Genomic DNA, 25786 nt, shown 5'->3' with positions numbered 1-25786 from the left:
CGTTAGGGCGCCGGATTGGGGTTCTGGTCGTGGATGCTGTCGATCTCTTCCAGCAAGGCCGGCGGCAGGGTCACGTCGACACTGTCGATATTTTCCTTGAGCTGTTCGAGGGTGGTGGCGCCGATCAGGTTGCTGGCTACCGAGGGTTGCTGGTTGATCCAGGCCAGCGCCAGGTGGGTGGGCGACAAGCCGTGGTCGCGAGCCAGTTGCACGTACTGCCGCGTGGCGGCTTCGGCCCGTTCGTTGCTGTAGCGCGTAAAGCGCGTGAACAAGGTCAGGCGCGCGCCTTCGGGCCGGGCGCCGTCCAGGTACTTGCCGGCCAGCACCCCCATGGCCAGGGGCGAATAGGCCAGCAAGCCGATTTGCTCCAGGTGGCTGAATTCGGACAGGCCGTTGTCGTAGGTACGATTGAGCAGGTTGTAGGGGTTCTGGATAGAGGCGATGCGCGGCAGGCCCTGGGTTTCGGCATGCTTGATGAATTGCGCCACGCCCCAGGGCGTTTCATTGGACACGCCGATGTGGCGCACCTTGCCTGCGCGCACGAAATCTTGCAGTACTTCCAGGGTTTCCTGCACGGGCACGGTGTATTCGTCGTCTTTCCATGGATAGGCGCGGCCGAACGTTGCTGTGGTGCGGTCGGGCCAATGCAGCTGGTACAGGTCCAGGTAGTCGGTTTGCAGACGCTTCAGGCTGGCATCCAGGGCGGCAGTCAGGTTCTTGCGGTCGAGAAAGGTCTTGCCGTCGCGGATGTGGCCAGGGCGCTTGGGGTCGCGTACCGGGCCGGCCGCCTTGCTGGCCAGCACGATGTCGTGGCGCCGCTTGGTCTTGGCCAGCCAGGTGCCGATGCAGGTCTCGGTGCGGCCTTGCGTGTCGGGCTTGGGCGGCACCGGGTACATTTCCGCGGTGTCGACCAGATTGATGCCGCGCGACAGCGCGTAATCGAGTTGCTGGTGGGCGTCGGCTTCGGTATTCTGCTCGCCCCAGGTCATGGTGCCCAGGCCGATCAGGCTGACTTCCGTGTCGGTACGGCCAAGTTTGCGGTATTTCAAGGGTAGGACTCCGGGTGGGAAGGGATGCCGCCCGATGTTACTACCGTGTCGACAGAGTGGCATTCCGACTTGTCTTTCCCGGGGGGCCGCAGTGAGCGTATTCGACCCGTATCTGCGCGATTGGCAACTGGTGCCGGACGGCAAGCCTGTCGTCACGGCCGGCAGCGATTTGCTGCCGGTGCGCCAGGCCGGCGTGGCAGCGATGCTGAAAGTGGCCCGCCACGATGAAGAGCGCTACGGCGGCCACCTGATGATGTGGTGGAATGGCGACGGCGCGGCACGTGTGCTGGCGTACGACCGCGATGCATTGCTGCTCGAACGCGCATCGGGGCCGCTGTCGCTGGCGCAGATGGTCCGCCAGGGCGACGACGCGCGGGCCACGCGCATCTTGTGCGCTACGGTGGCGCGCCTGCATGCGCCGCGGCCCTGGGCCTTGCCGGACCTGATCGCGCTGGAGGACTGGTTTCACGACCTGTGGCCGGCCGCCGCGGGGCAGGGCGGCCTGCTGGGCCGGTGCGCCCGCACGGCCCGTGGCCTGCTGGCCATGCCGCGGCAGGTCGGCGTGCTGCACGGCGATATCCATCATGGCAATGTGCTGGATTTCGGCGCACGCGGCTGGCTGGCCATCGATCCCAAGCGCCTGCATGGCGAGCGCGGGTTCGATTACGCTAACCTGTTTTGCAATCCGAGCCCTGGCGCCGCGTTAGCGCAAGGGCGATTCGAACGGCGCCTGGACATCGTGGCCGGCGAGGCTGGGCTGGAGCGCCATCGTCTGTTGCAATGGATACTGGCCTGGGCAGGCTTGTCGGCGATATGGCGGCAGCAAGATGGCGCCGATGCTGCCGGCACCCTGCAAGTGGCCGAGCGCGCAGCGGCCGCACTGGCCGCATCCGCGTCCCATCAATAGGAGACCCGCATGAAACCTCGCATTACCTTGATTACCCTGGGCGTGGACGACCTGGACCGTGCCGTGCAGTTCTACCGCGACGGCCTGGGCCTGCCCACGCAGGGCATCATCGGCAATGAATTCGAACACGGCGCCGTGGCCTTCTTCGACTTGCAGCCGGGCCTGAAGCTGGCGCTGTGGCCACGCGCCAGCCTTGCCCACGACAGCGGCCTGGCCCTGGGGCCGCGTAGCGCCACGGAATTCTCGCTGGCGCACAACGTGGCCGACAAGGCCGAAGTCGACCGCGTCATGCAGCAGGTGCGCGCCGCCGGCGCCACCGTGGCCAAACCCGCGGGCGACACCTTCTGGGGCGGCTATGCGGGCTACTTCCAGGATCCCGACGGGCACCTATGGGAAGTGGCCTGGAACCCGCAGATGCTGCCCCAGGATTGAAACCGCCCGGCGCCAGCCTGCAGCCTATTGGGCTGCGCCCGTGGCGCTGGATACGTACTGCGCCAGCACCTGTACATCCGCATCGCTGAGCGATTCGAAGGCGGGCATCACGCCGATGCCGTTGCGCACCGCCTGGGCGACGCGGTTGGCATCGGGTTTCAGCTCATCGAGGTTGGGGCCGATGGCCCCGACCGCACCGGCGTCGGCCAGAGTATGGCAAACGGCACAGGCGGGCGTGGTGTCTTTGGTAAAGAGCGCACGGCCGGCTTCGGCGTCGGCGGGCTCGGCCGCGCCGGCACAGGCGGCATACAGGCCGGCCAGGCCAGCCGCCAGTGCGGGCAGAAAAAACCGCCAGCCGCGAACGCGACGGGCGCGAGGGTATTGCGCAATGGGATGCTGCATCGATGCCGCCATGCTCATGACACGTTGATCGTCAGCGCATGATCGCGCCAACTGGAGTTCAGGTAGCCGCGCACATTCTCGACGCGGTTCTCGACCTGGACATTGCCTTCGGTGTCTTCGACGCGGCTGGCCAGGGTGTGTGGGCCGGCGGGCAGGTCGACGGCCAGGGCAAACTGGCGCCAGGCGTACTTGCCCAGGTCGGGACCCACCAGCGCGGCCTGCTTCCAGGTCTTGCCCCCGTCGATGGACACGTCCACGCGCTTGACCGCATGAATGCCGCCGAACGCCACGCCGCGCACCAGCGCGCGGCCGGCCTTGACGGGCGCGCCCTCGGCACCGGGCGCGGTGATCCATGACTTGGGCTCCATGGCCCAGGCCGACGGCTGGTCGGGGCCGGGCTTGGCATCCATGGGCGCCAGGCGATAGCTGGTCTGCTGGATCTTGGCCGGGCTTTGCTCGGCCGTGAAGGCCAGGCGCTTGATGTACTTGACGTTGTTGACGCCTGTATAGCCCGGCACGATCAGCCGCAGCGGCCCGCCGTGCGCCAGCGACAGGGGTTCGTTGTTCATTTCCCAGGCCAGCATGGCGTCTTGCAGGGTATCGCGCGGTACCGAGCGTTCTACGGTCAGGGTGTTGGGGTCCAGGCCTTCGGGTATTTTCTCGCCGCCGGTGCCGGTCATGTAGGTGGGGTCGCCCTCGATGCCGCCCAGGTACTCGACCAGCGTGCGCACCGGAACGCCGGTCCACATGACGCAGCCGGCCGCGCCCACCTGCCATTGCGTGCCGCTGGGTTTGTGCGGGAAGAATCCGCGGCCGTTGCCGGAGCATTGCAGCACCGTGGCGATGGTGTCCACGCCCAGCGTCTTGAGATCGCCCAGGGTCAGCGTGCGCGGATTCTTCACGCCCTGGATCTCGATCGTCCAGGCATCGCGGTCGTCAAGAATGGACGCGTCGGGCGGCGGCAGGTTGTTGCGCACGTACAGCTCGCGCGCCGGCGTGATGACGCCGTCGCCGAACGCGCCGCGCCGGGTCTCGATGGTGTTGGCGCTGTGCACGATGACACTGTCGGCATCCTTCCAGGCGGCATAGGGCGGCAGTGGCTTGGCCGCTGCCGATGCGGCGGGTCCGGCGGCCTTGCCGGCCGCCTGTTCGCTGGCGCGCACGACGCCGGTGGCGCCCAGGCCGGCCGCGGCCAGTGCGCCGGCGCTGCCGGCCAACAGGCGGCGACGCGCGGGATTGCGGGGTGTAGTCTGCATGGCATGCCTCTCCGATTGCCGCGCACTGCCGGGGCAGGCGCGGTATTGTGATTATGTTGCGGCGCCTGGCGGCGCCTTGCCGCCGTGTCGACGGTTGCCCGCCATGATCGGCAATGCGTGCTTATATGTCAACCGGTTGTAATGAATGGCATTTTTAGTCAAAAAGAATATATAACCCTTTTGTGAACCCCGAGCAGGAGCATCGCCATGTGTCGCTGGATGGCTTATACCGGTAGTCCCTTGCAACTGGAGACTGTGATTTTCAAGGCGCGGCATTCGCTTATCGACCAAAGCCTGCATTCGCGCCTGGGCGCCAGCACCACCAACGGCGACGGCTTCGGCGTGGGCTGGTACGGGCGCGATCCGGCCGAGTTACCGTACCGCTACCGCAGCATTCATCCTGCCTGGAACGATCGCAACCTGCGCGAAGCGGCCCGCGCCATCCGGGCGCCGCTGTTCGTGGCGCACATCCGCGCGGCTACCGATACGCCTGCGCAGGAAACCAATTGCCATCCGTTTCGCCACGAGCGCTGGCTGTTCGTGCACAACGGGCTGATCCGCGACTATCCGCTGCTGCGGCGCGACCTGGTGATGCAGATCGCCCCGCGCTATTTCACGTCGCTGGAAGGTTCCACGGATTCCGAGGTCATGTTCTTGCTGGCCCTGAGCCTGGGACTGGAATCCGAGCCCGTGCCGGCCCTGCAGCGCATGGCTGCGCTGGTGGAAGACGTGGGGCACCGGCATGGCGTGGAGCACCCCTTGAACATGACCGTGTGCGTGCTGGATGGCCAGCATTTGATCGCCGTGCGGTATTCCAGCGAAGCGAACTCAAGGTCGCTGTTCCACAGCACCGACGTGCGCCACCTGAAGCAGTTGTATCCCGACGAGCCGCGCATTGCCGCGCTGGACGACGATGCCTACATGCTGTTGTCGGAGCCGCTGGTTGAATTGCCCGGCGCGTGGGAAGAAGTGGCCGAGGGCACGGCCATCGTGGCCGGCGGCGGGCAGGTGCGCGCTTGCTCGTTCGTGCCGGACCGAAGCTGATCGGGCGCGCCGCAGCATGCCCTGATTGCGGCCATGGTTCTGGCCATGCGCCGGGCCGGGGTACGGATCAGGCCGCGACCGGCGTGGCGTACCACAGGGCCGCGAAGAAATGGCAGGCCGTGCCTGCCAGCACGAACAGGTGCCACACGAAATGCGCATAGCGCCAGCGCGAGTCGAAGGCGAAGAACACCACCCCGGCGGTGTAGGCCAGGCCACCGGCCAACAGCAGCCATAGCCCGCCGGAGGGCACGCGTTCGAGGACCGGGTTGACCGCAATGGCCACCAGCCAGCCCATGGCCAGGTACAGCCCGGTGGACCAGAGCGGGCGGTCGAGCCGCTTGCTGGCCTTGAGCGCCACGCCCAGGCCGGCCAGGCTCCAGATCAGTACCAGCAGGGTCCAGCCCCATGGGCCGCGCAGCGGCCCCAGCGTGAACGGCGTATAGGTGCCGGCGATGAGCAGGTAGATGGCGGAGTGGTCCAGTACGTTGAACAGCCGCTTGGCGCGGCCGGCCGGCAGGGCGTGGTACAGCGTGGAGGCCAGGTACAGCAGGCACATGCTGGCCGCGAAGATGGCGGCCCCGGCCACCAGCGCCGCGTCACCCTGCCGCGTGGCGCCGACGATCAGCAGCGGCGCGGCCGCCAGCGCGCCCAATGCACCCAACCCATGGCTGACGGTATTGGCGATTTCTTCGCCGTGGGTCTGGGGGCGATCGAGGCTGGGCATGGTGAATAGCGGGGCGTGGCGTGATGCGATAGCACACCTTAGGCGTTTGTGCCTGGCATTTCAAGGCGTTGCATCGACTGGAGCTTGATCGCGCACAAGTGCCGCCGCAGGCGAGGCGGGCCTGTAGAATTCAAGGCTGCTTCCTTCTCTGCCGGAGATCCTGATGCCCGCCGACGTACAGATCCGCCCCGTGCGCCCGGATGACTTCGTCGCCTGGCAGCCATTGTGGGACGGCTATAACGCTTTCTACGGACGCGTGGGCGCCACCGCGCTGCCCGAAGAGATCACGCGCACCACCTGGACGCGCTTTTTCGACGGCTACGAGCCCATGCACGCCCTGGTGGCCGAATCCGGTGGCGCGCTGCTGGGGCTGGTGCACTACCTGTATCACCGCAGCACGACGGCGCTGGGCCCCAACTGCTACTTGCAAGACCTGTACACCGCACCGGCCGCGCGCGGCCGCGGCGTGGCCCGGGCACTGATCCAGTCGGTATACGAGCGGGCGCAGGCCGACCGCTGCGCACGGGTGTACTGGCAAACACAAGAAGGCAATACCACCGCGCGCCGCCTGTACGACCAGGTGGCCGACTTGTCCGGCTTCATCGTGTACCGCAAGGTGTTCTAGCACGGCAGCCGGGCTGGCCGGGCGCACGAAACGGGCGGCGTAGAATGGGCAGTCGTAGTCTGGGCTTGCCGGCCCGCCGATCCCAACGGAGACCCCCAATGGCGATATCGATGTACCAGGCGTCCGTGCCGGTGTTTGCACGCGCGCTGCAAGTGCTGTCCGGTTTGCTGGACAAAGGCGCGGAACATGCCCGTAGCCAGGGTCAGGACCCCGACGCGCTGGTACGGGCGCGGCTGGCCCCCGACATGCTGACCCTGGCGGGGCAGGTACAGCGCGCCAGCGATTCATCCAAGCTGGCGCTGCAGCGCCTGACCGGTATCGAGGCGCCGCGCTTTGCCGACGATGAAAGCACCTGCGCGCAACTGCAGCGGCGCATTGCCGACACGCTGGCCTACGTGAACAGTGTTACCGAAGACCAGCTGGCCGAGGCGCAAGCGCGCGAGGTGGTGATCCGCTTCAAGGATTTCGAGCAGTCGTTTCGCGGCGATGCCTACCTGCTGAGCTTCGCGCTGCCCAATTTCTTCTTCCACATCACTACCGCCTACGACATCCTGCGCCACGAGGGCGTGCCGCTGGGCAAGCGCGATTACCTGGGGCCCTACCGCTAGCAGCGCTATGCCTTGCCGTCCCCGCAGCCGAAGGCCGATTCCATGTTCTTCTGCATTTGCTCGGGCGTCAGGTCTTCTTTGTGGGTGGCCACCGACCAGCGATGGCCCACCGGATCGATCAACTGGCCGTAGCGGTCGCCCCAGAACATATCGGCCGCCGGCATGGTGATGGTGGCGCCGGCCGCTTCGGCCTGCGCCATGATGGCGTCCACGTCTTCCACATACAGATGCAGGTAGACGGGTGAGCCTTGCAGCGCCTTGGGGCCCGCCGTACCGCATTCCGCTTCGGGGAACACGTCGGCCAGCATCACGGTGGAATCGCCGATGCGCACCATGGCGTGCATGATCTTGCCGCCGGGGCCGGGCATGCGCGCCAGCTCGACCGCCTTGAATGCCTTGACGTAGAAATCGATGGCTTCGGCTGCGCCCTCGCACATCAGGTGCGGGGTGACGGAATGCATGTCGTCGGGAATGGGTTTCACGGTGGCCATGGTGGGCTCCTGGTTGGGTGGGTGCCGGATTGGCACGCCGCTATCGATACGACGGCCGGCGTGACGCCGGATCGACAGCGCCGGCCGGCTTTTTTGCAACCGTGTTGTTACATGGCAACCAGGGTGCGGAAGCCGCTCCAGGCCATGCGCTTCATGTCGAACACCCCCTCGGCCTCTTCGCAGTGCAAGCGGGGGTCGGCCATGACGGCGGCGTTGATGCGGTCGCGGTCGGCCTTGCTGGGGTAGAGAATCCATGCGAACACCACGACTTCGTCGTCGCCGGCGTGGGCGGCGTCGGTGAACCGGGCGCAGTTCGGGTCCATGTTCAGGTCATCGCCCACGCATTCGCGGTAGTCCAGCGCGCCGTGGTCTTTCCATACCATGCAGGCCGTGGTGGCCATGCCTTGGTAAGTGCCCAGCTTGTCTTTCGGTACGGCAAGCAGGAAGCCGTCTACGTACTGTTCCATGGTGATGCTCCTTGGTGTCTGCGTTGTTGGCCCGCGAGGCCGGGGTTCCACTTTATCGGGAAATCACGCCGGTGGGGTATCGCGGGCGGTACCTGCAGGGGGGCCTGCAGGCGATTCGCGCCCCAGTTCTTCCACCAGGTATTCGCGCAGCACGCTGCTGAGAAAGCAGCGGCTTTCGTTTTCGAACAGTCCGATGCTGCGGTGTGCGGTCGGGTCGTCGAAGCCTTGCACGTGCAGTTCGGGATCGTGGTCCCAACCGGTGCCGCGCGGCAGCGGCAGGATGGTCACGCCCATGTCTTCCTTGACCATGTCCACGATGGTGCGCATGGCGTTCATTTCCAGGAACTCGGCCGCCTTCAGGTGGCGGCGGCGCATGAATTCGTCGATCAGCGTGCCGGTGTTGGAACTGCGCGACACCCGCAGGAACAGGCGCTGCGCCAGCAATTGCCCGATATCGCCCTGGCGTGCGGCGTGCTTGCTGGCGATGAATACCAGCGGTTCGCGATACAAGTGGGTCCATAGCACGCCGGCCGGCACTTTATGGGCGTTCTTGACCGAAACGGCGGCATCGAGCTCGCCTTCCTTCACGCGCGATACCAGGTCGCCCGAATAACTGATGCCCGGCTCGACCGACAGGCGCGGGTACTGGCGGCGAATGCGCAGTACCGCCTTGACCACCATGCTCATCGAGGTCGCGATGGACGCCACCTTGATGGAACCCGCCAGGTCTTTCGGGTCGGCCTCTTCCAGGCGCAGCGCGTCGTACTGCATCAGCAACTGCTGGATGCGCGGCACCAGCCGATGGCCGCGCTGGTTCAGCGTGATGCTCTTGCCGATGCGGTCGAACAAGGGGTAGCCCAGGTCGCTTTCCAGGCTGTGGATCTGCAGGCCCACCGCGGCGGGCGTCAGCGAGACGTGTTCCGAGGCCGCTGCGAACGAACCGCAGCGCGCCACCTCGATGAAACTGCGCAAGACCCGGATGCTGCTCATGGCGGTTTCTGCCCGGTGATGGATGACGAAAGATTTTCTTTATACATCACAAATTTATTCTAGATTTACTTTCCTAATGAAGTGCTGCAAAGTTTCCGCACCATAAATCCACGCCGCAGCAGTCGCGGCCCAGGGGGAAACGATGTCGATGAAGTCGAATACGCATTCGCACGCCGGTTTTTCGTCTTTGCGCCGACGCATATTGGCCGGCGGCGCGGCAGCCGGCCCCGCGATCCTGCTGCAGGGCCTGGGTGCCGGCCGCGCGCTGGCGGCGGCGCAATACCCCGGTTCGGCGCCAATCGAATTGGTAGTGCCCGGCGGCCCCGGTGCCGGCACCGACGTGGTGGCGCGCGTGGCCGCGCAAGGCCTGGCCGAACACCTGCCGCACAACGTCGTGGTCAAGAACATGCCTGGCGCGGCCGGCATCATCGGCGCCCAGGCCGTCAGCCGCGCCCAGCCCGATGGCCACACGCTGCTGTTTGCCATCACCGGCACGCACACGGTCAACCAGTTCCTGTACCCGGACCTGCCGTACAACCCCCAAAAGGATTTCGACCCGGTATCGCTGGTGTGCAAGTACAACAACGTGCTGGTGGTGCGCCCAGATTTCGAAGCCCGGAATTTCAAGGACCTGGTGGCGCTGGTGCGTGCCAGCCCGGGCAAATATTTTTATGGCATCACGGCCAACGGCAGTTCCAGCCACCTGGCCACCGAGCTGCTGAAAAGCGAGGCCAAGCTGGAGATGCCTGGCGTGCCATACCGCAGCGCCGCGGCGGCGGTCAGCGACTTCCTGGGCGGGCAGTTCCCGATTTTCATGGATACAGTCATCAACCAGTTGCCGTACATCCGCTCGGGCAAGGCCATTGCGCTGGCCACCACGGGCGCCGAGCGCTCGCCGGTGCTGCCCGACGTGCCTACCATTGCCGAAAGCGGTTTTCCCGGCATCGTGGCGATCGGCTGGGGCGGCATCATGGTGCCGGCCGGCACCCCGAAAGCGGCGACACAGGCCCTGAACCAGGCGGTGCAAAAGACCCTGGCATCGCCTGCCTTCGACAACCTGAAGAATGGCGGCCTGGAAACCCAGTACACGACGCCTGAAGAAATGGCCACGTTCATCAGGGAAGAGTCGGCCAAGTGGGGCAAGCTGGTCAAGGCCGGCAACATCAAGCCGTCGTAGGCGCGCTTCTGCGCGGGCACGTAGCCGGGCCGCCTGGGGCGGCTCGCCGTTGCCGGCCGCGGCCGGCATTCTCCAGGACAGGAAGACTCGCTATGCAAAGACTGGATTCACCCGGGCGCCGCCGTGCGCTGCACGCGCTGGGCGCGGGCACCGCGCTGGGCCTGGCAGGGCGCGCCGCATGGGCGCAGGATTTTCCTGCGCGGCCGGTGACGCTGCTGTGTCCCTTCGGGGCCGGCGGCTCGGTCGACCAGTACATGCGCGTGCTGAGCGTGACCGCCGCACCGTACCTGGGCCAGGCTGTCATCATCGAGAACAAGCCTGGCGCCGGCGGCAACTTGTCGGCCAGCCTGGCAGCGCGGGCGCGGCCCGACGGCTACACGCTGGCGATGTCCACCGGCTCGACGTTCCGCGCGCCGTGGCTGGAACCGAAAATCGGCTTTTCACCGCTGAAAGACTTTACCTACGTCATCGGCATGACCAGCCTGGAATTCTGCGCGGTGGTGCGCGCCGACTCGCCGCTGAAATCGTTCGCCGATTTCATGCAGGCCGGCAAGACGCGTCCCGGCGAGATCCAGTATGCGGCCGGCGATCCCACTACGCTGGTGCCGGTGACCATGGTGCCGTTCCAGGAAAAGTACGGGGTGCGCTTCCAGCACATTCCCTTCAAGAGCGGCGCCGACATGGCTACCTCGCTGATGGGCGGTTATGTGGATGTCGTGATGGATTCGGTGGGTACTTATGTGCCGTATATCCAGAGCGGCAAGCTGCGCCTGCTGGGGGCGTTGGGCGCCTCGCGCTTGCCGGCCTGGCCAAAGGTTCCGACTGCCACCGAGCAGGGCTACGATCTGGTGTTGTCGGCCCCGATGGGACTGCTGGGTCCGCAGGGCATCGCGCCCGACGTGGTGCAGAAACTGCACCATGCGTTTCATCGCGCCATGGGCGAGCCCGCCATCGAGCGCGTGCTGGCCACCCTGAACCAGCCGCAGTGGTACCGCAACCCGGAGGAGTTCGCCGCCTATGCGCGGCGTACCTATGATGAATCCGGCGACTTGCTGCGCCGTGCCAGGCTGATCTGAATCGCACCCCGGGCCTGCCGTGGGCGCGGGGCAATGGACTAACCAAGGAGCAACATGACTGCAGCGTTTCCCCTTATCGAAGTCTCGGGGGCGCCCGAGGCCCGTGGCAAGCAATATGGCCGCCAGGCCGCCGAGCGCATCCACAAGGGCATTGGCCATTACACCTCGCAATTGCAGACGCTGGAACTGGACCGCGCCGCGCTGGCCGCGGTGGTGCGCGATTACCTGCCGGTGATGGAAAAGTTCGATCCGGCCCATGTGGCCGAGATGCGCGGCATCGCGCAGGGCGCCGATGTACCGTTTGACGATGTGGTGTTGCTGAATGCCCGTACCGAGATCCTGAAGCTGGCAGCCAGCCCGGCGCTGCGCGAGCGGCTGATCGGCGCGGGCGACCTGGACGGCTGCACCGGTGTGGTCGTGCTGCCCGAGGCCGCGGCGGATGGCTCGCTGGTGCACGCGCAGAACTGGGACTGGAAATACGAATGCGCCGAGACCGCGGTGGTGCTGCGCATTCGCCGCGACGACGGCCCCGACATCCTGACTTTTACCGAGGCAGGCGGCCTGGCCCGCTCGGGCATGAATGCGGCCGGCATTTCCCTGACGGCCAACTTCCTGGAGTCCAGCCTGGATTACCGGCGCGTGGGCGTGCCGCTGCCGCTGATCCGCCGCAAGATCCTGGAACAAGAGCACATGGCGCTGGCCATGCGGGCCGCCTACGTCACGTTGAAGTCGGGCTCGAACAACATGATCATCAGCCACCGTGGCGGGGTGGCGCTGAACTTCGAGTGTGCACCCGACGAGACCTTCCTGCTGCATGCGGAAGATGGCCTGCTGGTGCACGCCAACCACTGGCTGAGCCCGGTGGCGCTGGGCAAGCTGAAAGACACCGGCATCGCGTCCACGCCCGACACGCTGTATCGCGACATGCGCGTCAAGCAGTTGCTGCGTCCGCACCTGGGCGGGATCGGCGTGGCCGAGATCAAGGCAGCCCTGCTGGATGACTATGCCTCGCCGTGGTCGGTGTGCCGGCCGCCGCGCATGAACCTGGCCAGCAACCTGAGCGCCACCGTGGCCACGGTGGTGATGCGTCCGGCCGATGCCGAAATGGAAGTGGCCGCGCTGCCGGCCGTCGATTCCACCTTCACGACCTACGGGTTCGCAGACTGAAAGGAAACGCCATGTCCATGCCTGAACCTACCCTGACCCGCGGCGTGCGCCTGCCGGGCCAGGCCCCGAGTACGGCCATGCCGGCCTGGCCCAGGCAGGCGCGCTGCCTGGTGGCCTATACGGTCGATTTCGACGGCACCGGCAACGAAGTCGGCAAGGGCCTGGAGCCCTTCGGCATGCATTCGGCCGGCCGCTACTCGGCCCGGCGCGGTGTGCCGCGCCATCTGGATATGCTGGAGCGCCTGGGCATTCCAGCCACGTTCTTCGTGCCCGGCTACGATGCCGAGTGCTCGCCCGAGGCCGTGCGCGCCATCCAGCGCGCCGGCCACGAGATCGGCGCGCACGGCTACGTGCATGAAGGCACGCTGTTCGAAGCTGCCGAAGAAACGCGCCGGCTGAAGCTGACCCATTCGATCCTGGGCGACCTGCTGGGCCAGGCGCCGTGCGGTTGGCGTTCGCCATCGGGCCAGAAGACCGGCGTGACGCTGCCGGTACTGCATGAACTGGGGTACCGCTACGACAGCAGCGACAAGGATGCCGACACGCCCTATATGCTGGATTTGGGCAGCGGGCAGTCGATGGTGGAAATTCCCAACAACACCTACAGCCTGGACGACTTCCCGTTCTTCAATTTCTCGATGACGCCGGTGTCCGAAGTGGTGGACCAATGGAAGCGGGAATTCGACGAGCGCTACGCGCTGGGCGGCTTTTTCATGCTGACCGTGCATCCGCGCGCGGGGTGGGGATCGGGCACGCCCAGCCGGGTGCGCGCGGTAGAGGACACGCTGCGCCATATCCAGCGCCACCAGGGCGTGCACTTTGCCACGCTGTCGGAAATCCAGCAGTGGGTGGCTGCTGATCCGCAAAGCTACGAAGAGGTACGCGTATGAGCAAGACCGACAATCAATTGGCCGCGTGTCCAGTGGTGGTGGGTATCAACGTGGATGTGGCCGCCATCGATGTGCAGGAAGCTGGCAGCGCCGGGCTGTTCGGCCGTTATTCCTATGGCCGCTATGGCGCGCGCGTAGGTATCTGGCGCCTGCTGGATGCGCTGGCCGAGAACGAGGCAAAGGCCACGTTCTTTGTCATGCCATCCGAGATCGGCAAGCATCCGCATGTGCTGCAGGCCATGCTGGACGGGGGCCACGAGGTGGCGGTGCGCGGCTATGTGCGGGCGCGGGCCGGCGAGCCCGAGACCCTGGACCAGCTGGGCCGCGACCGCGAAACCCTGCAACGCCTGACCGGCAACGCACCGCGCGGCTGGCGTGCCGCCAACGGGCTGGTAACGCAGGCTACGCTGCCGGCGCTGGCTGCGTTGGGCTATGCCTACGACAGCAGTGCGCAGGACGACGACGCCCCCTATGTGATGGGCAGCGGCGGCGCCGTGCTGGTCGAGCTGCCGGTGTTCGATTACCTGACCGACGCCAAGTTCTATACCCATCGTCATACCGATGTCCGCGTGGCCAGGGCCTGGGCGGAAGAGGCCGATGCGCAGTACTGCGCGGGCGGGTATGTGAACCTGACGCTGCATACGCGCGGCGATGTCGGCAGCAGCCGCTTGCCGCGCGTGCGCATGGTGGCAGATTTCCTGCGCGACCTGGCGCAGCGGCCAGGCGTGGCGTTTTACCGGGCAGGCGACCTGGCGCAAGCCTGGCGCGCGGCGCATTCGGTTGTCGAGCCGTTCCCGACGATGCCCAAGCCGCAGATATAAGGAAGTGGTGCGGGTCGGGCAAGCTGCTCAATCGACGCTGGCGCCCGATTTCTGCACCACTTCCGCCCAACGCGGAATTTCCGCGGCCATCAGGTCTCGCAGGGCCTCGGGGCTGCTGCCCACCAGCTCCATCCCCATGGTCTTGCCGAGCTTTTCCTGCACATCGGGCTCTTTCAGGATTGCGGCGATTTCCTGGGACAGGCGATCGACGATGGGCTTGGGCGTGCCCTTGGGGGCGTACACGGCCTGCCAGGATGCCATCTGGAAGCCCGGCACGCCGGCTTCTTCCATGGTGGGGGTATCGGGCGACAGCGCGATGCGCTTGGGCGTGGTCACGGCCAGCAGCTTCAGCTTGCCGTTTTGCAGCAGCGGCAGGGCGGCTGTCATCTGGTCGAACATGAAGGTTACCGCGCCCGAGGACACATCCACCATGGCGGGCGGCGTGCCCTTGTACGGCACGTGCGTCAGCGGTACGTCGATGGTGTCGGCGAACAGCTCGCCCGCCAGGTGCGTGGACGTGCCCGGCCCGGACGATGCGAACGTGCGCTTGGCCGGATCTCGCTTGAGCAGGGCGATCAGGTCGGCCACCGAGTTCACGCCCAGGTTGGGATCGACCAGCAGCACATTGGGCAGCGTGGCTACCAGCGACACGGGTTCAAAATCCTTGACCGGGTCGTAGCGCAGGTTCTTGTACAGGCTGGCATTGATGGCATGCGTGCTGATAGTGCCGCCAAACAGCGTGTAGCCGTCGGCGGGCGCCTTGGCCACATAGGTGGCGCCGATGGCGCCGGCCGCGCCAGGCTTGTTTTCCACTACGACGCTCTGTTTCAGCCGTTCGCCCAGCTTCTGCGCCAGCAGGCGGCCCACCACATCGGTGGATCCGCCCACGGTAAAGGGCACCACGTAGGAAATGGGCTTGTCGGTGGGCCAGCCGGCTGCCTGGGCGGGCAGGCCGCAGGCGGCCAGCGTGGCCGCGGCGAAGGTCAGCGCCAGGTGGCGCCGTCGGATCGGGTTCATGGTTGTCTCCTTTGTGGGTTGTTGTGGGGGAGCTGGCGGCCTGGCCTTCAGCGCCCGTGCTGCGTGCGCCACGCGGCATAGCGTTCGCGCGTGGCGGGGTCGGTGGGCGGATACAGGCCGGCGATGCTGCGGCCAGCCAGGACTTCGCTGGTGACGAAGTCCTCGAACGCGGTCATTTCCTCGGCCTCGCGCGCCAGTTCGTCGGCGATCTGGGCGGGGATCACCACCACGCCTTCGCCATCGCCCACCATGATGTCGCCCGGAAACACCGCCACGTCGCCGCAGCCGATAGGCACGTTCAGGTCCAGGGCCTGGTGCAGCGTCAGGTTGGTGGGCGCCGAGGGCCGCTGGTGATAGGCGGGGATGCCCAGGCGGGCGATCTCGGGCGAATCTCGGAAGCCGCCGTCGGTGACCACGCCGGCTACGCCGCGCTTCATCAGGCGTGTCACCAGGATGGAGCCGGCCGAGGCGGCGCGCGCGTCCTTGCGGCTGTCCATGACCAGCACGGCGCCTTCGGGGCAGGACTCGATGGCCACGCGTTGCGGGTGCTTCGGGTCTTCGAATACCTGGATGGTGTTCAGGTCTTCGCGCGCGGGTATGTAGCGCAGCGTGTAGGCCGGGCCCACCATGTTGGGCAGGCTGGGGTTCAGCGGGCGCACGTCCTGGATGAATTGGTTGCGCAGGCCGCGCTTGAACAGCGCGGTGCAAAGCGTGGCGGTGCTGACCGCGGCCAGGCGGGCGCGGGTGGTGTCGGAAAGGGTGGTCATGGCGATCTCGGGATCAAATCCGGGTAGAGGCGGGGCAGGGGCCGCAGTCAGAAAATGTCGGGCTCGGCCACGGGCGCGCCGAAGCCGGTTTCCAGGAAGTCGAAGTCGCAGCCGTCGTTGGCCTGCAGAATGTGCTGGGCGTACATCCAGCCGTAGCCGCGTTCGTAGCGCCTGGGCGGTGGGGTCCAGGCGGCGCGGCGCGCGGCCAGCTCCGCGTCGCTGATGTTCAGGTGGATGCCGCGGCCGGGCACGTCCACGGTGATGAGATCGCCCGTGCGCACCAGCGCCAGCGGGCCGCCCACATAGGCCTCGGGTGCCGCGTGCAGGATGCAGGCGCCGTAGCTGGTGCCGCTCATGCGGGCATCGGACAGGCGCAGCATGTCGCGCACGCCTGCTTTCACCAGCTTGACCGGAATGGGCAGCATGCCCCATTCGGGCATGCCCGGGCCGCCTTGCGGGCCGGCATTGCGCAGGATCAGTATGTGGTCGGCGCTGACATCCAGGTTTTCGTCTTCGACCGCCGCTTTCATGCTGGGGTAGTCGTCGAATACCAGCGCCGGGCCGGTGTGCTGCAGATAGCGCGGCGCGCAGGCGCTGGGCTTGATCACGCAGCCATCGGGCGCCAGGTTGCCTTTCAGTACGGCCAGCGCGCCTTCCTGGTAGATAGCCTGGTCCAGCGGGCGGATCACGTCGTCGTTGTAGACCTCGGCGCCCGCGATGTTCTCGCCCAGGCTGCGGCCCGTGACCGTGTGCGCCGACAGGTCCAGGTGGGCATCGGCCAGGCGCGACATCAGGCCGGGCAGGCCGCCGGCGTAATAGAAGTCTTCCATCAGGTAGGTGTCGCCGCTGGGCCGGATATTGGCAATGACCGGCACCTTGCGGCTGGCCGCGTCGAAGTCTTCCAGCCCCACGGCGCACCCGGCGCGGCGCGACATGGCTACCAGGTGCACGATGGCATTGGTGGAACAGCCCATGGCCATGGCCACATTGATGGCGTTCATGAACGAGGCCTGCGTCAGTATCTTTTGCGGCGTCTGGTCTTCCCACACCATCTCGACCGCGCGGCGCCCGCATTCGGCCGACATGCGCATGTGGTTGACGTCGGCTGCCGGAATCGACGATGCGCCGGGCAGCGTCAGGCCGATGGATTCGGCGATGGCAGTCATGGTGCTGGCCGTGCCCATGGTCATGCAGGTGCCGTAGCTGCGGGCGATGCCGCCTTCGACTTCGGCCCAGTCCTGCTTGGTGATGTTGCCGGCACGGCGCTCGTCCCACAGCTTCCAGGCGTCGGAGCCCGAGCCCAGCACCTTGCCTTTCCAGTTGCCGCGCAGCATGGGGCCGGCGGGCAGGTAGATACAGGGCAGGTTGGCGCTGATGGCGCCCATGATCAGGCCCGGCGTGGTCTTGTCGCAGCCGCCCATGAGCACTGCGCCATCTACCGGATGGCTGCGCAGCAGCTCTTCGGTTTCCATAGCCAGGAAGTTGCGATAGAGCATGGTGGTGGGCTTGACGAAGGATTCCGACACCGAGATGGCGGGCAGTTCCACCGGAAAGCCGCCGGCCTGCAGCACGCCCCGCTTGACGTCGTCCACCCGTTGCTTGAAGTGGCTGTGGCAAGGGTTCAGGTCGGACCAGGTATTGATGATGGCAATGACCGGGCGGCCGGCCCAGTCTTGCGGGCCATAGCCCATTTGCATCATGCGCGAGCGGTGGCCGAAGGAACGCAGGTCGTCGTGCGCCATCCAGCGGGCGCTGCGCAGGTCGTCGTAAGAGCGGGGCATCAGGCTATCCGAATAAGGGTTGCAAAATTAAAACACTAATATATTAGTACGTCAATGACCAGGCCGGCCGGTACAATCGCCTTCATCCCTGTTGCCAAACCGCCTATGTCATCGCTGCCAGCCCTGCCTGCCGACCTGCGCCTGGACCGCTCGCGCCATGCCGCGCCGCAGGTCTTCGAAAAATTGCGCGAACTGATCGTGTCGCTGGAATTGCAGCCCGGTGCGCCCCTGGCGCGCGGCGAACTGGCCGAGGCCTTCGGGCTGAGCCAGACCCCGATCCGCGATGCATTGAGCCAGTTGCGCGACGAGGGCCTGGTGGATATCTACCCCCAGCACACCACCGCGGTCAGCCGCATCGATATTGCCGCGGCGCGCCAGGCGCATTTCCTGCGCCGTTCGCTGGAACTGGAAATCGTGCGCGTGCTGGCCGAGCGCGACGACCCGGCCCTGGTCGAGCGCCTGCGCGCGCATATCGACATGCAGCGCGCCAATCGCGGCGCCGACCGCTACCAGGGCTTCCTGGATGCCGACCGGGCGTTTCATCGCGAAATGCACCAGGCCGCCGGGGTCGCGGGGCTGTGGGAACTGGAGCAGCGGTACAGCGGGCATGTGGACCGGTTGCGGCGGCTGCATTTGCCGGAAGCCGGCAAGGCGGATCGGATCCTGCGCGATCACCAGCGCATTGTGGATGCGATTGCACGGCAGGATGCCGCGGGGGCGCAAGAGGCGCTGCGGGAGCACTTGTCGGGAACCTTGAGCCAGGTCGATGAGATCTGCGAGCGGTATCCGGATTATGTGCGGCGGGGGTAGGTTGAGGCTCGTGTCCGGGGTCTGTTCTTCTGGCGTTCACGCCATCCCGCGCAGACTTGCATTGAATTGGGCTCGCTGCGTCGTTGCGAACGGTTGGGTTCTTGCGTTTTGGGCCGCAGCGCTTGAGAAGAAGAAAATCGTGCCGGGCCGGCCCTCGACGCCGCCCTGCGCGGCGTCGAGGGCCATTCGGGGAGGGCATGCGATGGGTTATTGGGGGGCTTGGGCTTGGTGGCGGTAGACGCGTGTGTCGCGCAACGCGAATCCGCACGACTCGTACAGGCGGTGTGCCGCCTGGCGGCTGGGGTTGGACGTCAGGTCCAGCGTCTTGGCGCCCAGTTCGCGGCTGTGCGCGATGGCCGCGCGAGTCAGGGCCGCGCCTGCGCCCAGGCCGCGGGCGGCGCGGTCGACGACGACATCCTCGATCCAGGCGCGTATGCCGGTGGGGATGCGAAAGTGCACCAGTGTCAGCGTGCCCACGATGCGTTGGCGTGCCTTGGCAATCGCAATGAATACATCGGTGCCGGGAGCATCGACGATGGCCTGCAGATCAGCCAGCGTCAAGGCAGACGCCGTGCGCGACAGTTGGGGCAGCAGGCGTGCGTAGGCCTCCACCAGCGCATCATCGGCGTGCACCACGCGGACGATATCGACGGCCGATTCTCGGGTAGCAGGGAACATGGATGGTTCTCCTCGGGGGGCGGGAATGCGCGCACGTATCTGATATTCATGTGGATATGCATCTGATCAGGCCGGCGGCGTGGCCGCTGTGTGCAGCGGCTGTCTCAAGCGTACGGTGTCTGACGCCGTACTGGGCACAAGCGCACCTGGAGTCCAAAACCTACCTTCCCACCGCATACGCCTGCATCAGCCTGGGCGTGGCTGCCGCGTGCAGCAGTCCGTCGGCATCGCGCGAGGCGGCGGTCAGACGGCCGGTGGACCATTCCGGTTCTTCCTCGATCACGTGGCCGCGCGCGCGCAGGTCGGCGATGACTTCGGGGCCGAACGAGGTTTCCACCGCCAAGTGCCCCGGCTTGCGGTCGCGCGGGTAGAACGACGACGGGAAGTGCATGGTGTGCGACATGGGCTGGTCGATGGCTTCCTGCAGGTTCAGCCCGTGGTGCACGTGGCGCAGGAACAGCAACAACTGCCACTGTTCCTGCTGGTCGCCGCCAGGCGTACCGAACACCATGTAGGGCTGTCCGTCGCGCAGCGCCAGCGACGGCGTCAGCGTGGTGCGGGGGCGCTTGCCCGGTGCCAGGGTGCAGGGCAGGCCGGGTTCCAGCCAGAACATCTGCGCGCGCGTGTTCAGCGGGAAGCCCAGTCCGGGTATTACCGGCGAAGACTGCAGCCAGCCTCCCGAGGGCGTGGCCGACACCATATTGCCCCAGCGGTCGATCACGTCCACGTGCGTGGTGTCGCCGCGCTTGGCCGAGGCGCGCATGTCGGCCAGCGTGGGTTCGCTGCTGGGCGAGCCCACCGGCGTCACCTTGGACAGGCGTGCCAGCACATCCATGACCCGGTCGACTTGCGCGTCGAAGCCCGGTACGCGGCCGGGCCGCAGTTCGTGCGAGGCCAGCTGGTCGATCAGGGCGCGGCGTTCGTCGTTGTAGGCATCCGACAGCAGGTGTTCCAGCGGCACGCGCACAAACGACGGGTCGCCGTAATAGGCCTCGCGGTCGGCGAAGGCCAGTTTCATGGCCTCGGTGATGCGGTGCACGAACTCGGCGCCGTTCGGCCCGGGCTGTTGCAAGTCCAGGCCCTTGAGCAGCGCCAGGGTTTGCAGGAACACGGGCCCCTGACTCCAGGCGCCCGCCTTGGCCACGGTATAGCCGTGGTAATCGTAGGTGGCCGGCGTGTCGTAGGTGGCCGACCAGCCCGCCATGTCTTGCGCGGTGAGCACGCCGCGGTGCGGCGTGCCGCTTTCGTCCATGACTTCGGTGTTGCGCGCGTACTGGTCGATGGCTTGCGCCACGAAGCCCCGGTAGAAGGCATCGCGCGCGGCGTCGATCTGGCGTTCGCGGTCGCCGCCCACGGCCTCGGCCTCGCGCAGCACGCGGCGCCAGGTCTCGGCCAGCGCCGGGTTGCGAAACAGCTTGCGGGCTTGCGGCGGCGCGCCACCCGGCAGGTACACCTGCGCCGTGGTGGGCCAGTGCGTGCTGAAGAAGTCTTGCAGGCCGGCGATGGTGTTGGCGATGCGCGGCATCAGCGCGTGGCCATGGTCGGCATAATAAATGGCCGGTTCCAGCACGTCGCGCACGCGCAGGGTGCCGTGGTCGCGCAGCAGCAGCATCCAGGCATCGAAGGCGCCGGGGATCACCGCCGGCAGCAGGCCGTTGCCCGGAATCAGGGCAAGGCCCAGCGACCGGTAGTGTTCCAGCGTGGCGCCGGCCGGCGTGGGGCCTTGTCCGCACAAGACTTCGGTGCGGCCGGTGCGCACCGAGTGGAACACCACCGGCACTTCGCCGGCCGGACCCACCAGGTGCGGCTCTACCACTTGCAGCACGAAGCCCGCCGCCACGGCGGCGTCGAAGGCGTTGCCGCCGCGTTCCAGCAGCGACATGCCGGCGCTGCTGGCCAGCCAGTGCGTCGAGGTCACCACCCCGAAAGTGCCCAGGATCTCGGGCCGGGTGGTGAACATGCGGTATCCGGAATCGATGCTCATTGCTTGGCCACCGTCACGCCCTTCAGGCGGATCAGGCCGTCGGGGTAGGGCACGAAGCCTTGCACCTTGGCCTGGGTGCCGAAGATCCAGGGCAGGTAGAACAAGTAGATGCGCGGATCGTCTTCCTGCATTTTCTGCATGGCCTGCGAGTACAGGTCGCGGCGCTTGGCCTCGTCGGCCACGCTGCGCGCTTCGTTCAGCAGCTTGTCCATGCCGGCATCGCAATACTTGCCGTCATTCAGGCTGCCTTGGCAGGTGATGTACTGGAAGATATTGCCGCTGGGGTCCACGCGGCCCGACCAGCCCGTCTGCCCGACCTGGAAGTCGCCGCGCGGCAGCGCCGATTGCAGCGAGGCGAATTCCAGGGGCCGCAGCGAGATATCGAATCCGGCCTCCGCGCCCATGGCCTGCACCAGCTCGAATACTTGCTGCATGGTGGTGTTATTGCCGAAGGTCAGCTCGAACTTCACGCGGTCGTGGCCCGCCTGCTTCAGCAGTTCCCGTGCCTTCTTCGGGTCGCGGCCGGCGCGCTCGAAGCGCTTGTCATACGCAAAGCTGGCTGGCGGGAAGGGCTGGTGGGCCGGCTGGAACATGCCTTCGCCCACCACCTGGTTGATCACGTCGCGGTCGATGGCCAGGTCCAGCGCCTGGCGTACCCGCTTGTCTTTGGCCAGCGGGTTGTCGGCGCGCGCGCCGTTGGCGATGTTGACCGAGATGGCCTGGTAGCCCAGGCCGGTGACGGGCGCCAGCGTCAGGTTGGGATCTTCTTTCACCGTCTTGACGTCGCTGGGCGCCACGCGCTCGATGATGTCCAGCCCGCCCGAACGCAGGTTGTTCAGCCGCACCGTGGTGTCGGGCATGGGCGTGAAGACGACCTGGTCGAAATGGTAGTCGGCCTTGTCCCAATACTTGTCGAAGCGTTCCAGTACGATGCGGTCGTTCTGCACGCGTTCTTTGAACTTGTACGGGCCGGAGCATACCGGCGTGCGGCCTGGGTCTTTGTCGAAGGTGGCCGGCGACAGCATCATGCCGGCGCGGTCGGACAACTGCGACAGCAGCGAGGCGTCGGGTTCTTTCAGGTGCAGCACCACGGTGCGCGCGTCGGGCGCATCCACGCTTGCCACCGAGACCAGTTCGCTTTTGCGGTTGCTGTCGGGCAGCGTCATGGCGCGGTCCAGGTTGGCCTTGACCGAGGCCGCGTCGATGGGCGTGCCGTCGTGGTAGAAGGCGCCTTCGCGCAAGGTGAACGTCAGCGTCATGCCGTCGTCGCTGGTTTTCCAGGATTCGGCCAGCTGTGGCACGAACTTCAGGTCGGGCGAAATATCGACCAGCTTGTCGCACAGCGAGGCGAACACGATGCGGCCCACGAAGGTGCGGGCGCGCGCCGGGTCGAGCACGTCGGGGTCGTCTTGCAGGCCGATACGCATGGTGGATTGCGCGGTGGCGGCGGCGCTGGCAAGCAGGCCGGCCGCGGCCAGGGCGAGGCAGAGGCTACGCATGGGTAAGTCCTTTCTGGAAGTTGAACGCGGTCGTGATGCTGGGCGCCTGGCGCCAATGGCGTCAATCTACCAAATCGGACGACGATGCGCGCGATTGCCGTGCCGCCCAGCGCAGGCTGCTCAGCCACGACGCTTGCGCCGGATGCACGATGGCGCGCAGTGCCCGCGCGTAATCCAGCACCAGCCCGGGCGTCCATGCCATGGTGGTGGCGCGCTTGCGCACCTGGGCGGCAATCCACAGTTCCGGCATCAGCAGCGTGCGCAGCACGCGCGTCCACGCACTGGACTCGTGCTGCAACGCACCATCCAGGGCCGCCTCTAGCGCGAACGACACCGTGCTGGAGCAGTTGCGGTACGTCAGGTTGTAGATCTCGCGCTGCCGGTAGGCCTGCCAGAAGCGCTGCAGGCCTTCCTGGTTGTAGTGATGGAACAGGATCTGCCGCGTCGATGGGCACCAGGCCGCCGACTCGGTGGGGTAGTCGGGCTGGAATTCGCCGGGCACGTCGTTGTCGCGGGTTGCCTTCAGCAGGCGAAAAAACTCTGACGGCGACCGGTCGATTTCCACGGCGGGATACAGGCTGATGTAGGTGCCGGGCGGCATTTCCAGCGCCGCGTGCCCGGTGGATATCACCCCCTTGGTATCCACCGCGGCGATGTACCGGTTGATGACCGGGCGCGGCACCGGCGCGTGCTTGGACGAACCTTCTGGCGTCCATACATGCACCACCAGGGGCGATTGCACGGGGTCGCCCGGGTCCGGCGTGGGCGCGGGTACGGGCGCGGCAGCCGCGGTGGGCGGATGCTTGCGATAGCGGAGCGGAATCAGGTCGCCGGGAGCCAGCAGGTCGAACACCGAGCGGCCGTCGCGCAACCGGCGGGCGCGCCGCGCGATGCGCCAGGTACCGATGCCCCCCACCAGCAGCGTCACGCCCACGAATTCGGACAGCGTGCCGTGGTAGTGCGTGGGGTAGGGCTGGAACAGGAAGATGGCGAACGCCATCTGCGCCAGCCCGCCCAGAAAGGCCTGCTTCCAGTGCGGAAACCGCACCACCCACGACGACGCCATCTGCAGGGTGCCCATCACGAAATACGCCAGCCCGAACACAATGGCCAGCAACAGGTTGCTGGTATTGCGCCCCGACAGGATCAGCACCGCAATGAACAGGAACAGCCCGCCCTTGAAATACAGCACCGCCTTCTGCGCCCCAACGCCACCGGATGCAACACTAAGGGTGACCAGGCTTTCCAGCAGCAGGAACGCGCCAAATACATGCACCGGGAAATACCGCACGCCGTCCAGGCCATCGATCACGATGAATACGCCCAGAATCGCCCACCCCGCGCCCAGCCAGGCCAGTATTCCCGCCTGGCGCCGTACGAAATCAGCGCCGAACAACAGCAGCGCGATCTGTATCATTGCGGTCTCCTGCTTGCCGTGTCCAGTCCATGCGCGGCCCTCATCGCCACGCCCACCGCTGCTGCGCCTGCCATGTTCCCACCACCGCCACGCCGTGGTCGCTGCCGATGGCCGTGGGGTTGCGATCCACCACTTGCACCCATCCCGTGCCCGCGGCCACGCGCAGCCCCAGCGCCGCATCGACCGGGCCGGCCGCCGCGGCCGCCCAGCGCTTCTTCAGCGCATCGCGATCATCCGGATGCACGCGTCCCAGCAGTTCATCCAGGCTGCGCAAGGGGGCGGTATCCAATCCCAGCACCGCCTGCGGGTCGCCATCCCAGGCCAGCCGTCCGCTGGCCGGGTCGTACTGGTACATGATGCCGGCGTCCGCGCTGGCCATTGCGCCACCCGGACGCCGCCCGTTGGTATAGACCCACAAGAAAGCCAGCAACAGCGCCGTGATCGATAGATAGCACTGCGCCAGCAGCAGCGATTCACCGGGCTGCAAGCCATGCGGAAAGAACGGGCCGCGCTCGTCGGCGGCGTAGTACAAGGCGATGGCGCCCAGGCTGATCAGGCCCAGCGCACCGCCGCGGCTGCCCCAGGCCATCGACATCACTGCCGCCAGCAGGATGGGTGCGCAGGCCAGCGGCAGCACCAATGCCGCGCGATGCGCGCTGGGCGAGATCTCGGCGAACACATACCAGGCGCTTGCGCACAGCAGCACCCAGGCCGCCGCGCCGCACAGCAGGGCCACCGCGCCGGGGCGCCGCGCCTTGCCGGCCACATCCGTCCAGCTGAGAATCGCGATAGTAGGCAGCAGTACGCCAGTGACGTTGGCCGCCCACCAGATCCATACCGTGTCCAGGAAAGACAGGCCGCTTAGATACGCCAGCCAGCCCACGCCCAGCACCGCCGCTGCCGCGCTGACCAGCAGCGTGGCGCCGATCAGCACCTGCACGCCGTACAGGTCGTCGCCGCGCCGTGCGTAGCGGCGCACCAGCCAGGCAATGCTGGCATCGGCCGCCACCGAGATGCAGCCGATACTGATCGAACGCAGGAAGTCATGGTGTTGCCAGGCGTCCATCGACAGCCGGGCCACCATGAAGGCGACGAACATGGCCGGCCAGCGATGCAGGGGGGTAAGCAGAAAGGCCGACACTGCCACGCCGGCAGGCAGCCAGATGAAGGCTACGCGGGTATCGGGGTCGTTGAGCTGTAGCGACACATAGGCGCCGGCGGCATACAAGGCCGCCCACAGCAATAGCGATAGCGCAAAACGAAGCAGGGAGCTGGCCATACGGATAGATCTGCCGATGCGTGTGCTGTCGCGCAGTATGGCACAGGAAACGGGGTGCTGTCTTCCCCTGCGGCACGCTCAGCCGGCCGGGCAGGCCGGCACGAGCAGCACCGGCAAGGTTTGCCAGATGATCGCAATCACGGCCAGCAGGCTGAGCGCACCGGCCACCCAACGGAAGAATCCCGGCTCATCGGTTTGCGGCCAGCGGGCCTGTTGACGCCAGTAGATCAGCGCGATGGCGGCAATCGCCAGCACTGCGGCGGCGCCCATTGCCCACACTGACAATGCGGCGTCCACCCACAAGCCATACAGCGCCGGGCGCGCGCAGAAGACGCCGTTGGCCGCGTAGATGAACACGAAATGCACGGCCCACACCAGCGGGCCGGCAAGCAGGGGCACGAACAACGATATGCGCGGCGTATGCATGG

At 66.6% G+C, this 25786-nt stretch carries 27 protein-coding genes; 11 read left to right on the top strand and 16 right to left on the bottom strand.

What is annotated here, in order from left to right; all coding sequences use genetic code 11:
• Positions 1 to 2 precede the first annotated feature (2 nt).
• Positions 3 to 1049, bottom strand: a complete 1047-nt coding sequence (locus KW845_RS28230; RefSeq protein ID WP_218372729.1) for an NADP(H)-dependent aldo-keto reductase — start codon at positions 1047 to 1049, stop codon at positions 3 to 5.
• 91 nt (positions 1050 to 1140) lie between these two features.
• Between KW845_RS28230 and KW845_RS28225 the strand changes: the two genes are divergently transcribed.
• On the top strand, positions 1141 to 1956 hold the full coding sequence (locus tag KW845_RS28225; RefSeq protein WP_370628309.1) for an aminoglycoside phosphotransferase family protein: 816 nt from the start codon (positions 1141 to 1143) through the stop codon (positions 1954 to 1956).
• 9 nt (positions 1957 to 1965) lie between these two features.
• On the top strand, positions 1966 to 2388 hold the full coding sequence (locus KW845_RS28220) for a VOC family protein (protein WP_218372727.1): 423 nt from the start codon (positions 1966 to 1968) through the stop codon (positions 2386 to 2388).
• Between the two features lie 24 nt (positions 2389 to 2412).
• On the opposite strand, the gene KW845_RS28215 is transcribed toward KW845_RS28220, so the two are convergent.
• The gene (locus KW845_RS28215; RefSeq protein ID WP_370628312.1) at positions 2413 to 2802 is read right to left on the bottom strand and encodes a cytochrome c; all 390 of its coding nucleotides are present in this window, start codon (positions 2800 to 2802) and stop codon (positions 2413 to 2415) included.
• Positions 2803 to 2804: 2 nt separating this feature from the next.
• Positions 2805 to 4046 carry a sulfite oxidase gene (locus KW845_RS28210; RefSeq protein ID WP_218372726.1) on the bottom strand — a complete coding sequence of 414 codons (1242 nt, stop codon included), beginning with the start codon at positions 4044 to 4046 and terminating at the stop codon, positions 2805 to 2807.
• A gap of 207 nt (positions 4047 to 4253) precedes the next feature.
• Between KW845_RS28210 and KW845_RS28205 the strand changes: the two genes are divergently transcribed.
• Entirely contained in the window at positions 4254 to 5090 is an 837-nt protein-coding gene (locus tag KW845_RS28205) for a class II glutamine amidotransferase (RefSeq protein ID WP_218372725.1), read from the top strand.
• A 67-nt stretch (positions 5091 to 5157) separates the two neighbouring features.
• On the opposite strand, the gene KW845_RS28200 is transcribed toward KW845_RS28205, so the two are convergent.
• A complete protein-coding gene (locus KW845_RS28200; protein ID WP_218372724.1) occupies positions 5158 to 5814 on the bottom strand; it encodes a hemolysin III family protein in 657 nt (218 codons plus the stop codon).
• Between the two features lie 163 nt (positions 5815 to 5977).
• Between KW845_RS28200 and KW845_RS28195 the strand changes: the two genes are divergently transcribed.
• Together KW845_RS28195 and KW845_RS28190 are read left to right on the top strand one after the other, a co-directional pair.
• A complete protein-coding gene (locus KW845_RS28195; protein WP_218372723.1) occupies positions 5978 to 6439 on the top strand; it encodes a GNAT family N-acetyltransferase in 462 nt (153 codons plus the stop codon).
• A 98-nt stretch (positions 6440 to 6537) separates the two neighbouring features.
• Positions 6538 to 7047: a DUF1993 family protein gene (locus KW845_RS28190; RefSeq protein WP_218372722.1), complete on the top strand. Its 510-nt coding sequence runs from the start codon at positions 6538 to 6540 to the stop codon at positions 7045 to 7047.
• A 5-nt stretch (positions 7048 to 7052) separates the two neighbouring features.
• Here the strand turns inward: KW845_RS28190 and KW845_RS28185 are convergent, their stop codons facing one another.
• From KW845_RS28185 to KW845_RS28175, 3 genes are all read right to left on the bottom strand, one after another.
• Positions 7053 to 7538, bottom strand: a complete 486-nt coding sequence (locus KW845_RS28185) for a VOC family protein (RefSeq protein WP_218372721.1) — start codon at positions 7536 to 7538, stop codon at positions 7053 to 7055.
• Between the two features lie 107 nt (positions 7539 to 7645).
• Entirely contained in the window at positions 7646 to 8005 is a 360-nt protein-coding gene (locus KW845_RS28180) for a DUF1428 domain-containing protein (protein WP_218372720.1), read from the bottom strand.
• Between the two features lie 63 nt (positions 8006 to 8068).
• A complete protein-coding gene (locus KW845_RS28175; RefSeq protein ID WP_218372719.1) occupies positions 8069 to 8995 on the bottom strand; it encodes a LysR family transcriptional regulator in 927 nt (308 codons plus the stop codon).
• Positions 8996 to 9137: 142 nt separating this feature from the next.
• On the opposite strand from KW845_RS28175, the gene KW845_RS28170 reads away from it, so the two are divergent.
• From KW845_RS28170 to KW845_RS28150, 5 genes are all read left to right on the top strand, one after another.
• Entirely contained in the window at positions 9138 to 10172 is a 1035-nt protein-coding gene (locus tag KW845_RS28170) for a tripartite tricarboxylate transporter substrate binding protein (protein ID WP_255593013.1), read from the top strand.
• Positions 10173 to 10264: 92 nt separating this feature from the next.
• Positions 10265 to 11248 (top strand): tripartite tricarboxylate transporter substrate binding protein, encoded by a 984-nt coding sequence (locus KW845_RS28165; RefSeq protein ID WP_218372718.1) that lies wholly within the window; start codon positions 10265 to 10267, stop codon positions 11246 to 11248.
• A gap of 54 nt (positions 11249 to 11302) precedes the next feature.
• Complete coding sequence (locus KW845_RS28160; RefSeq protein ID WP_218372717.1) at positions 11303 to 12415, top strand: C45 family peptidase; 1113 nt, start codon at positions 11303 to 11305, stop codon at positions 12413 to 12415.
• 11 nt (positions 12416 to 12426) lie between these two features.
• Entirely contained in the window at positions 12427 to 13305 is an 879-nt protein-coding gene (locus KW845_RS28155; protein ID WP_218372716.1) for a polysaccharide deacetylase family protein, read from the top strand.
• A complete protein-coding gene (locus tag KW845_RS28150) occupies positions 13302 to 14126 on the top strand; it encodes a polysaccharide deacetylase family protein (RefSeq protein ID WP_218372715.1) in 825 nt (274 codons plus the stop codon). Before KW845_RS28155 ends, KW845_RS28150 begins: the two co-directional genes overlap by 4 nt.
• Positions 14127 to 14153: 27 nt before the next feature.
• Here KW845_RS28150 and KW845_RS28145 read toward each other — a convergent pair whose 3' ends face one another.
• The 3 genes from KW845_RS28145 to araD are packed head-to-tail and all read right to left on the bottom strand — an operon-like array spanning position 14154 to position 17691.
• Positions 14154 to 15143 (bottom strand): tripartite tricarboxylate transporter substrate binding protein, encoded by a 990-nt coding sequence (locus KW845_RS28145; protein WP_218372714.1) that lies wholly within the window; start codon positions 15141 to 15143, stop codon positions 14154 to 14156.
• Positions 15144 to 15190: 47 nt separating this feature from the next.
• Positions 15191 to 15910 carry a ribonuclease activity regulator RraA gene (locus KW845_RS28140; protein ID WP_218372713.1) on the bottom strand — a complete coding sequence of 240 codons (720 nt, stop codon included), beginning with the start codon at positions 15908 to 15910 and terminating at the stop codon, positions 15191 to 15193.
• A gap of 47 nt (positions 15911 to 15957) precedes the next feature.
• On the bottom strand, positions 15958 to 17691 hold the full coding sequence (gene araD / locus KW845_RS28135; protein ID WP_218372712.1) for an L-arabinonate dehydratase: 1734 nt from the start codon (positions 17689 to 17691) through the stop codon (positions 15958 to 15960).
• Between the two features lie 105 nt (positions 17692 to 17796).
• Between araD and KW845_RS28130 the strand changes: the two genes are divergently transcribed.
• Positions 17797 to 18501 (top strand): GntR family transcriptional regulator, encoded by a 705-nt coding sequence (locus KW845_RS28130; protein ID WP_218372711.1) that lies wholly within the window; start codon positions 17797 to 17799, stop codon positions 18499 to 18501.
• A 207-nt stretch (positions 18502 to 18708) separates the two neighbouring features.
• On the opposite strand, the gene KW845_RS28125 is transcribed toward KW845_RS28130, so the two are convergent.
• From KW845_RS28125 to KW845_RS28100, 6 genes are all read right to left on the bottom strand, one after another.
• Positions 18709 to 19179 (bottom strand): GNAT family N-acetyltransferase, encoded by a 471-nt coding sequence (locus KW845_RS28125; RefSeq protein ID WP_218372710.1) that lies wholly within the window; start codon positions 19177 to 19179, stop codon positions 18709 to 18711.
• Between the two features lie 160 nt (positions 19180 to 19339).
• The gene (locus KW845_RS28120) at positions 19340 to 21139 is read right to left on the bottom strand and encodes a gamma-glutamyltransferase family protein (RefSeq protein WP_218372828.1); all 1800 of its coding nucleotides are present in this window, start codon (positions 21137 to 21139) and stop codon (positions 19340 to 19342) included.
• A 20-nt stretch (positions 21140 to 21159) separates the two neighbouring features.
• A complete protein-coding gene (locus KW845_RS28115; RefSeq protein WP_218372709.1) occupies positions 21160 to 22662 on the bottom strand; it encodes an ABC transporter substrate-binding protein in 1503 nt (500 codons plus the stop codon).
• A gap of 61 nt (positions 22663 to 22723) precedes the next feature.
• Positions 22724 to 24079 carry an HdeD family acid-resistance protein gene (locus tag KW845_RS28110; RefSeq protein WP_218372708.1) on the bottom strand — a complete coding sequence of 452 codons (1356 nt, stop codon included), beginning with the start codon at positions 24077 to 24079 and terminating at the stop codon, positions 22724 to 22726.
• A gap of 40 nt (positions 24080 to 24119) precedes the next feature.
• On the bottom strand, positions 24120 to 25358 hold the full coding sequence (locus KW845_RS28105; protein WP_218372707.1) for an MASE1 domain-containing protein: 1239 nt from the start codon (positions 25356 to 25358) through the stop codon (positions 24120 to 24122).
• Between the two features lie 78 nt (positions 25359 to 25436).
• A complete protein-coding gene (locus KW845_RS28100) occupies positions 25437 to 25784 on the bottom strand; it encodes a hypothetical protein (protein ID WP_218372706.1) in 348 nt (115 codons plus the stop codon).
• Between the last annotated feature and the right edge of the window lie 2 nt (positions 25785 to 25786).

Source organism: Bordetella sp. BOR01, assembly GCF_019218885.1.
GTDB lineage: Bacteria > Pseudomonadota > Gammaproteobacteria > Burkholderiales > Burkholderiaceae_B > Bordetella_A.
Note: the sequence above shows the minus strand (reverse complement) of the source record. Positions and strands in the feature narration are given on the sequence as shown.

Bases quoted from the DNA above. Each gene is read 5' to 3' on its own strand.
- KW845_RS28220 (WP_218372727.1), top strand. From the start codon at position 1,966: ATGAAACCTCGCATTACCTTGATTACCCTGGGCGTGGACGACCTGGAC.
- KW845_RS28215 (WP_370628312.1), bottom strand. From the start codon at position 2,802: ATGGCGGCATCGATGCAGCATCCCATTGCGCAATACCCTCGCGCCCGT.
- KW845_RS28210 (WP_218372726.1), bottom strand. From the start codon at position 4,046: ATGCAGACTACACCCCGCAATCCCGCGCGTCGCCGCCTGTTGGCCGGC.
- KW845_RS28205 (WP_218372725.1), top strand. From the start codon at position 4,254: ATGTGTCGCTGGATGGCTTATACCGGTAGTCCCTTGCAACTGGAGACT.
- KW845_RS28200 (WP_218372724.1), bottom strand. From the start codon at position 5,814: ATGCCCAGCCTCGATCGCCCCCAGACCCACGGCGAAGAAATCGCCAAT.
- KW845_RS28195 (WP_218372723.1), top strand. From the start codon at position 5,978: ATGCCCGCCGACGTACAGATCCGCCCCGTGCGCCCGGATGACTTCGTC.
- KW845_RS28190 (WP_218372722.1), top strand. From the start codon at position 6,538: ATGGCGATATCGATGTACCAGGCGTCCGTGCCGGTGTTTGCACGCGCG.
- KW845_RS28185 (WP_218372721.1), bottom strand. From the start codon at position 7,538: ATGGCCACCGTGAAACCCATTCCCGACGACATGCATTCCGTCACCCCG.
- KW845_RS28180 (WP_218372720.1), bottom strand. From the start codon at position 8,005: ATGGAACAGTACGTAGACGGCTTCCTGCTTGCCGTACCGAAAGACAAG.
- KW845_RS28175 (WP_218372719.1), bottom strand. From the start codon at position 8,995: ATGAGCAGCATCCGGGTCTTGCGCAGTTTCATCGAGGTGGCGCGCTGC.
- KW845_RS28170 (WP_255593013.1), top strand. From the start codon at position 9,138: ATGTCGATGAAGTCGAATACGCATTCGCACGCCGGTTTTTCGTCTTTG.
- KW845_RS28165 (WP_218372718.1), top strand. From the start codon at position 10,265: ATGCAAAGACTGGATTCACCCGGGCGCCGCCGTGCGCTGCACGCGCTG.
- KW845_RS28160 (WP_218372717.1), top strand. From the start codon at position 11,303: ATGACTGCAGCGTTTCCCCTTATCGAAGTCTCGGGGGCGCCCGAGGCC.
- KW845_RS28155 (WP_218372716.1), top strand. From the start codon at position 12,427: ATGTCCATGCCTGAACCTACCCTGACCCGCGGCGTGCGCCTGCCGGGC.
- KW845_RS28150 (WP_218372715.1), top strand. From the start codon at position 13,302: ATGAGCAAGACCGACAATCAATTGGCCGCGTGTCCAGTGGTGGTGGGT.
- KW845_RS28145 (WP_218372714.1), bottom strand. From the start codon at position 15,143: ATGAACCCGATCCGACGGCGCCACCTGGCGCTGACCTTCGCCGCGGCC.
- KW845_RS28140 (WP_218372713.1), bottom strand. From the start codon at position 15,910: ATGACCACCCTTTCCGACACCACCCGCGCCCGCCTGGCCGCGGTCAGC.
- araD (WP_218372712.1), bottom strand. From the start codon at position 17,691: ATGCCCCGCTCTTACGACGACCTGCGCAGCGCCCGCTGGATGGCGCAC.
- KW845_RS28130 (WP_218372711.1), top strand. From the start codon at position 17,797: ATGTCATCGCTGCCAGCCCTGCCTGCCGACCTGCGCCTGGACCGCTCG.
- KW845_RS28125 (WP_218372710.1), bottom strand. From the start codon at position 19,179: ATGTTCCCTGCTACCCGAGAATCGGCCGTCGATATCGTCCGCGTGGTG.
- KW845_RS28120 (WP_218372828.1), bottom strand. From the start codon at position 21,139: ATGTTCACCACCCGGCCCGAGATCCTGGGCACTTTCGGGGTGGTGACC.
- KW845_RS28115 (WP_218372709.1), bottom strand. From the start codon at position 22,662: ATGCGTAGCCTCTGCCTCGCCCTGGCCGCGGCCGGCCTGCTTGCCAGC.
- KW845_RS28110 (WP_218372708.1), bottom strand. From the start codon at position 24,079: ATGATACAGATCGCGCTGCTGTTGTTCGGCGCTGATTTCGTACGGCGC.
- KW845_RS28105 (WP_218372707.1), bottom strand. From the start codon at position 25,358: ATGGCCAGCTCCCTGCTTCGTTTTGCGCTATCGCTATTGCTGTGGGCG.
- KW845_RS28100 (WP_218372706.1), bottom strand. From the start codon at position 25,784: ATGCATACGCCGCGCATATCGTTGTTCGTGCCCCTGCTTGCCGGCCCG.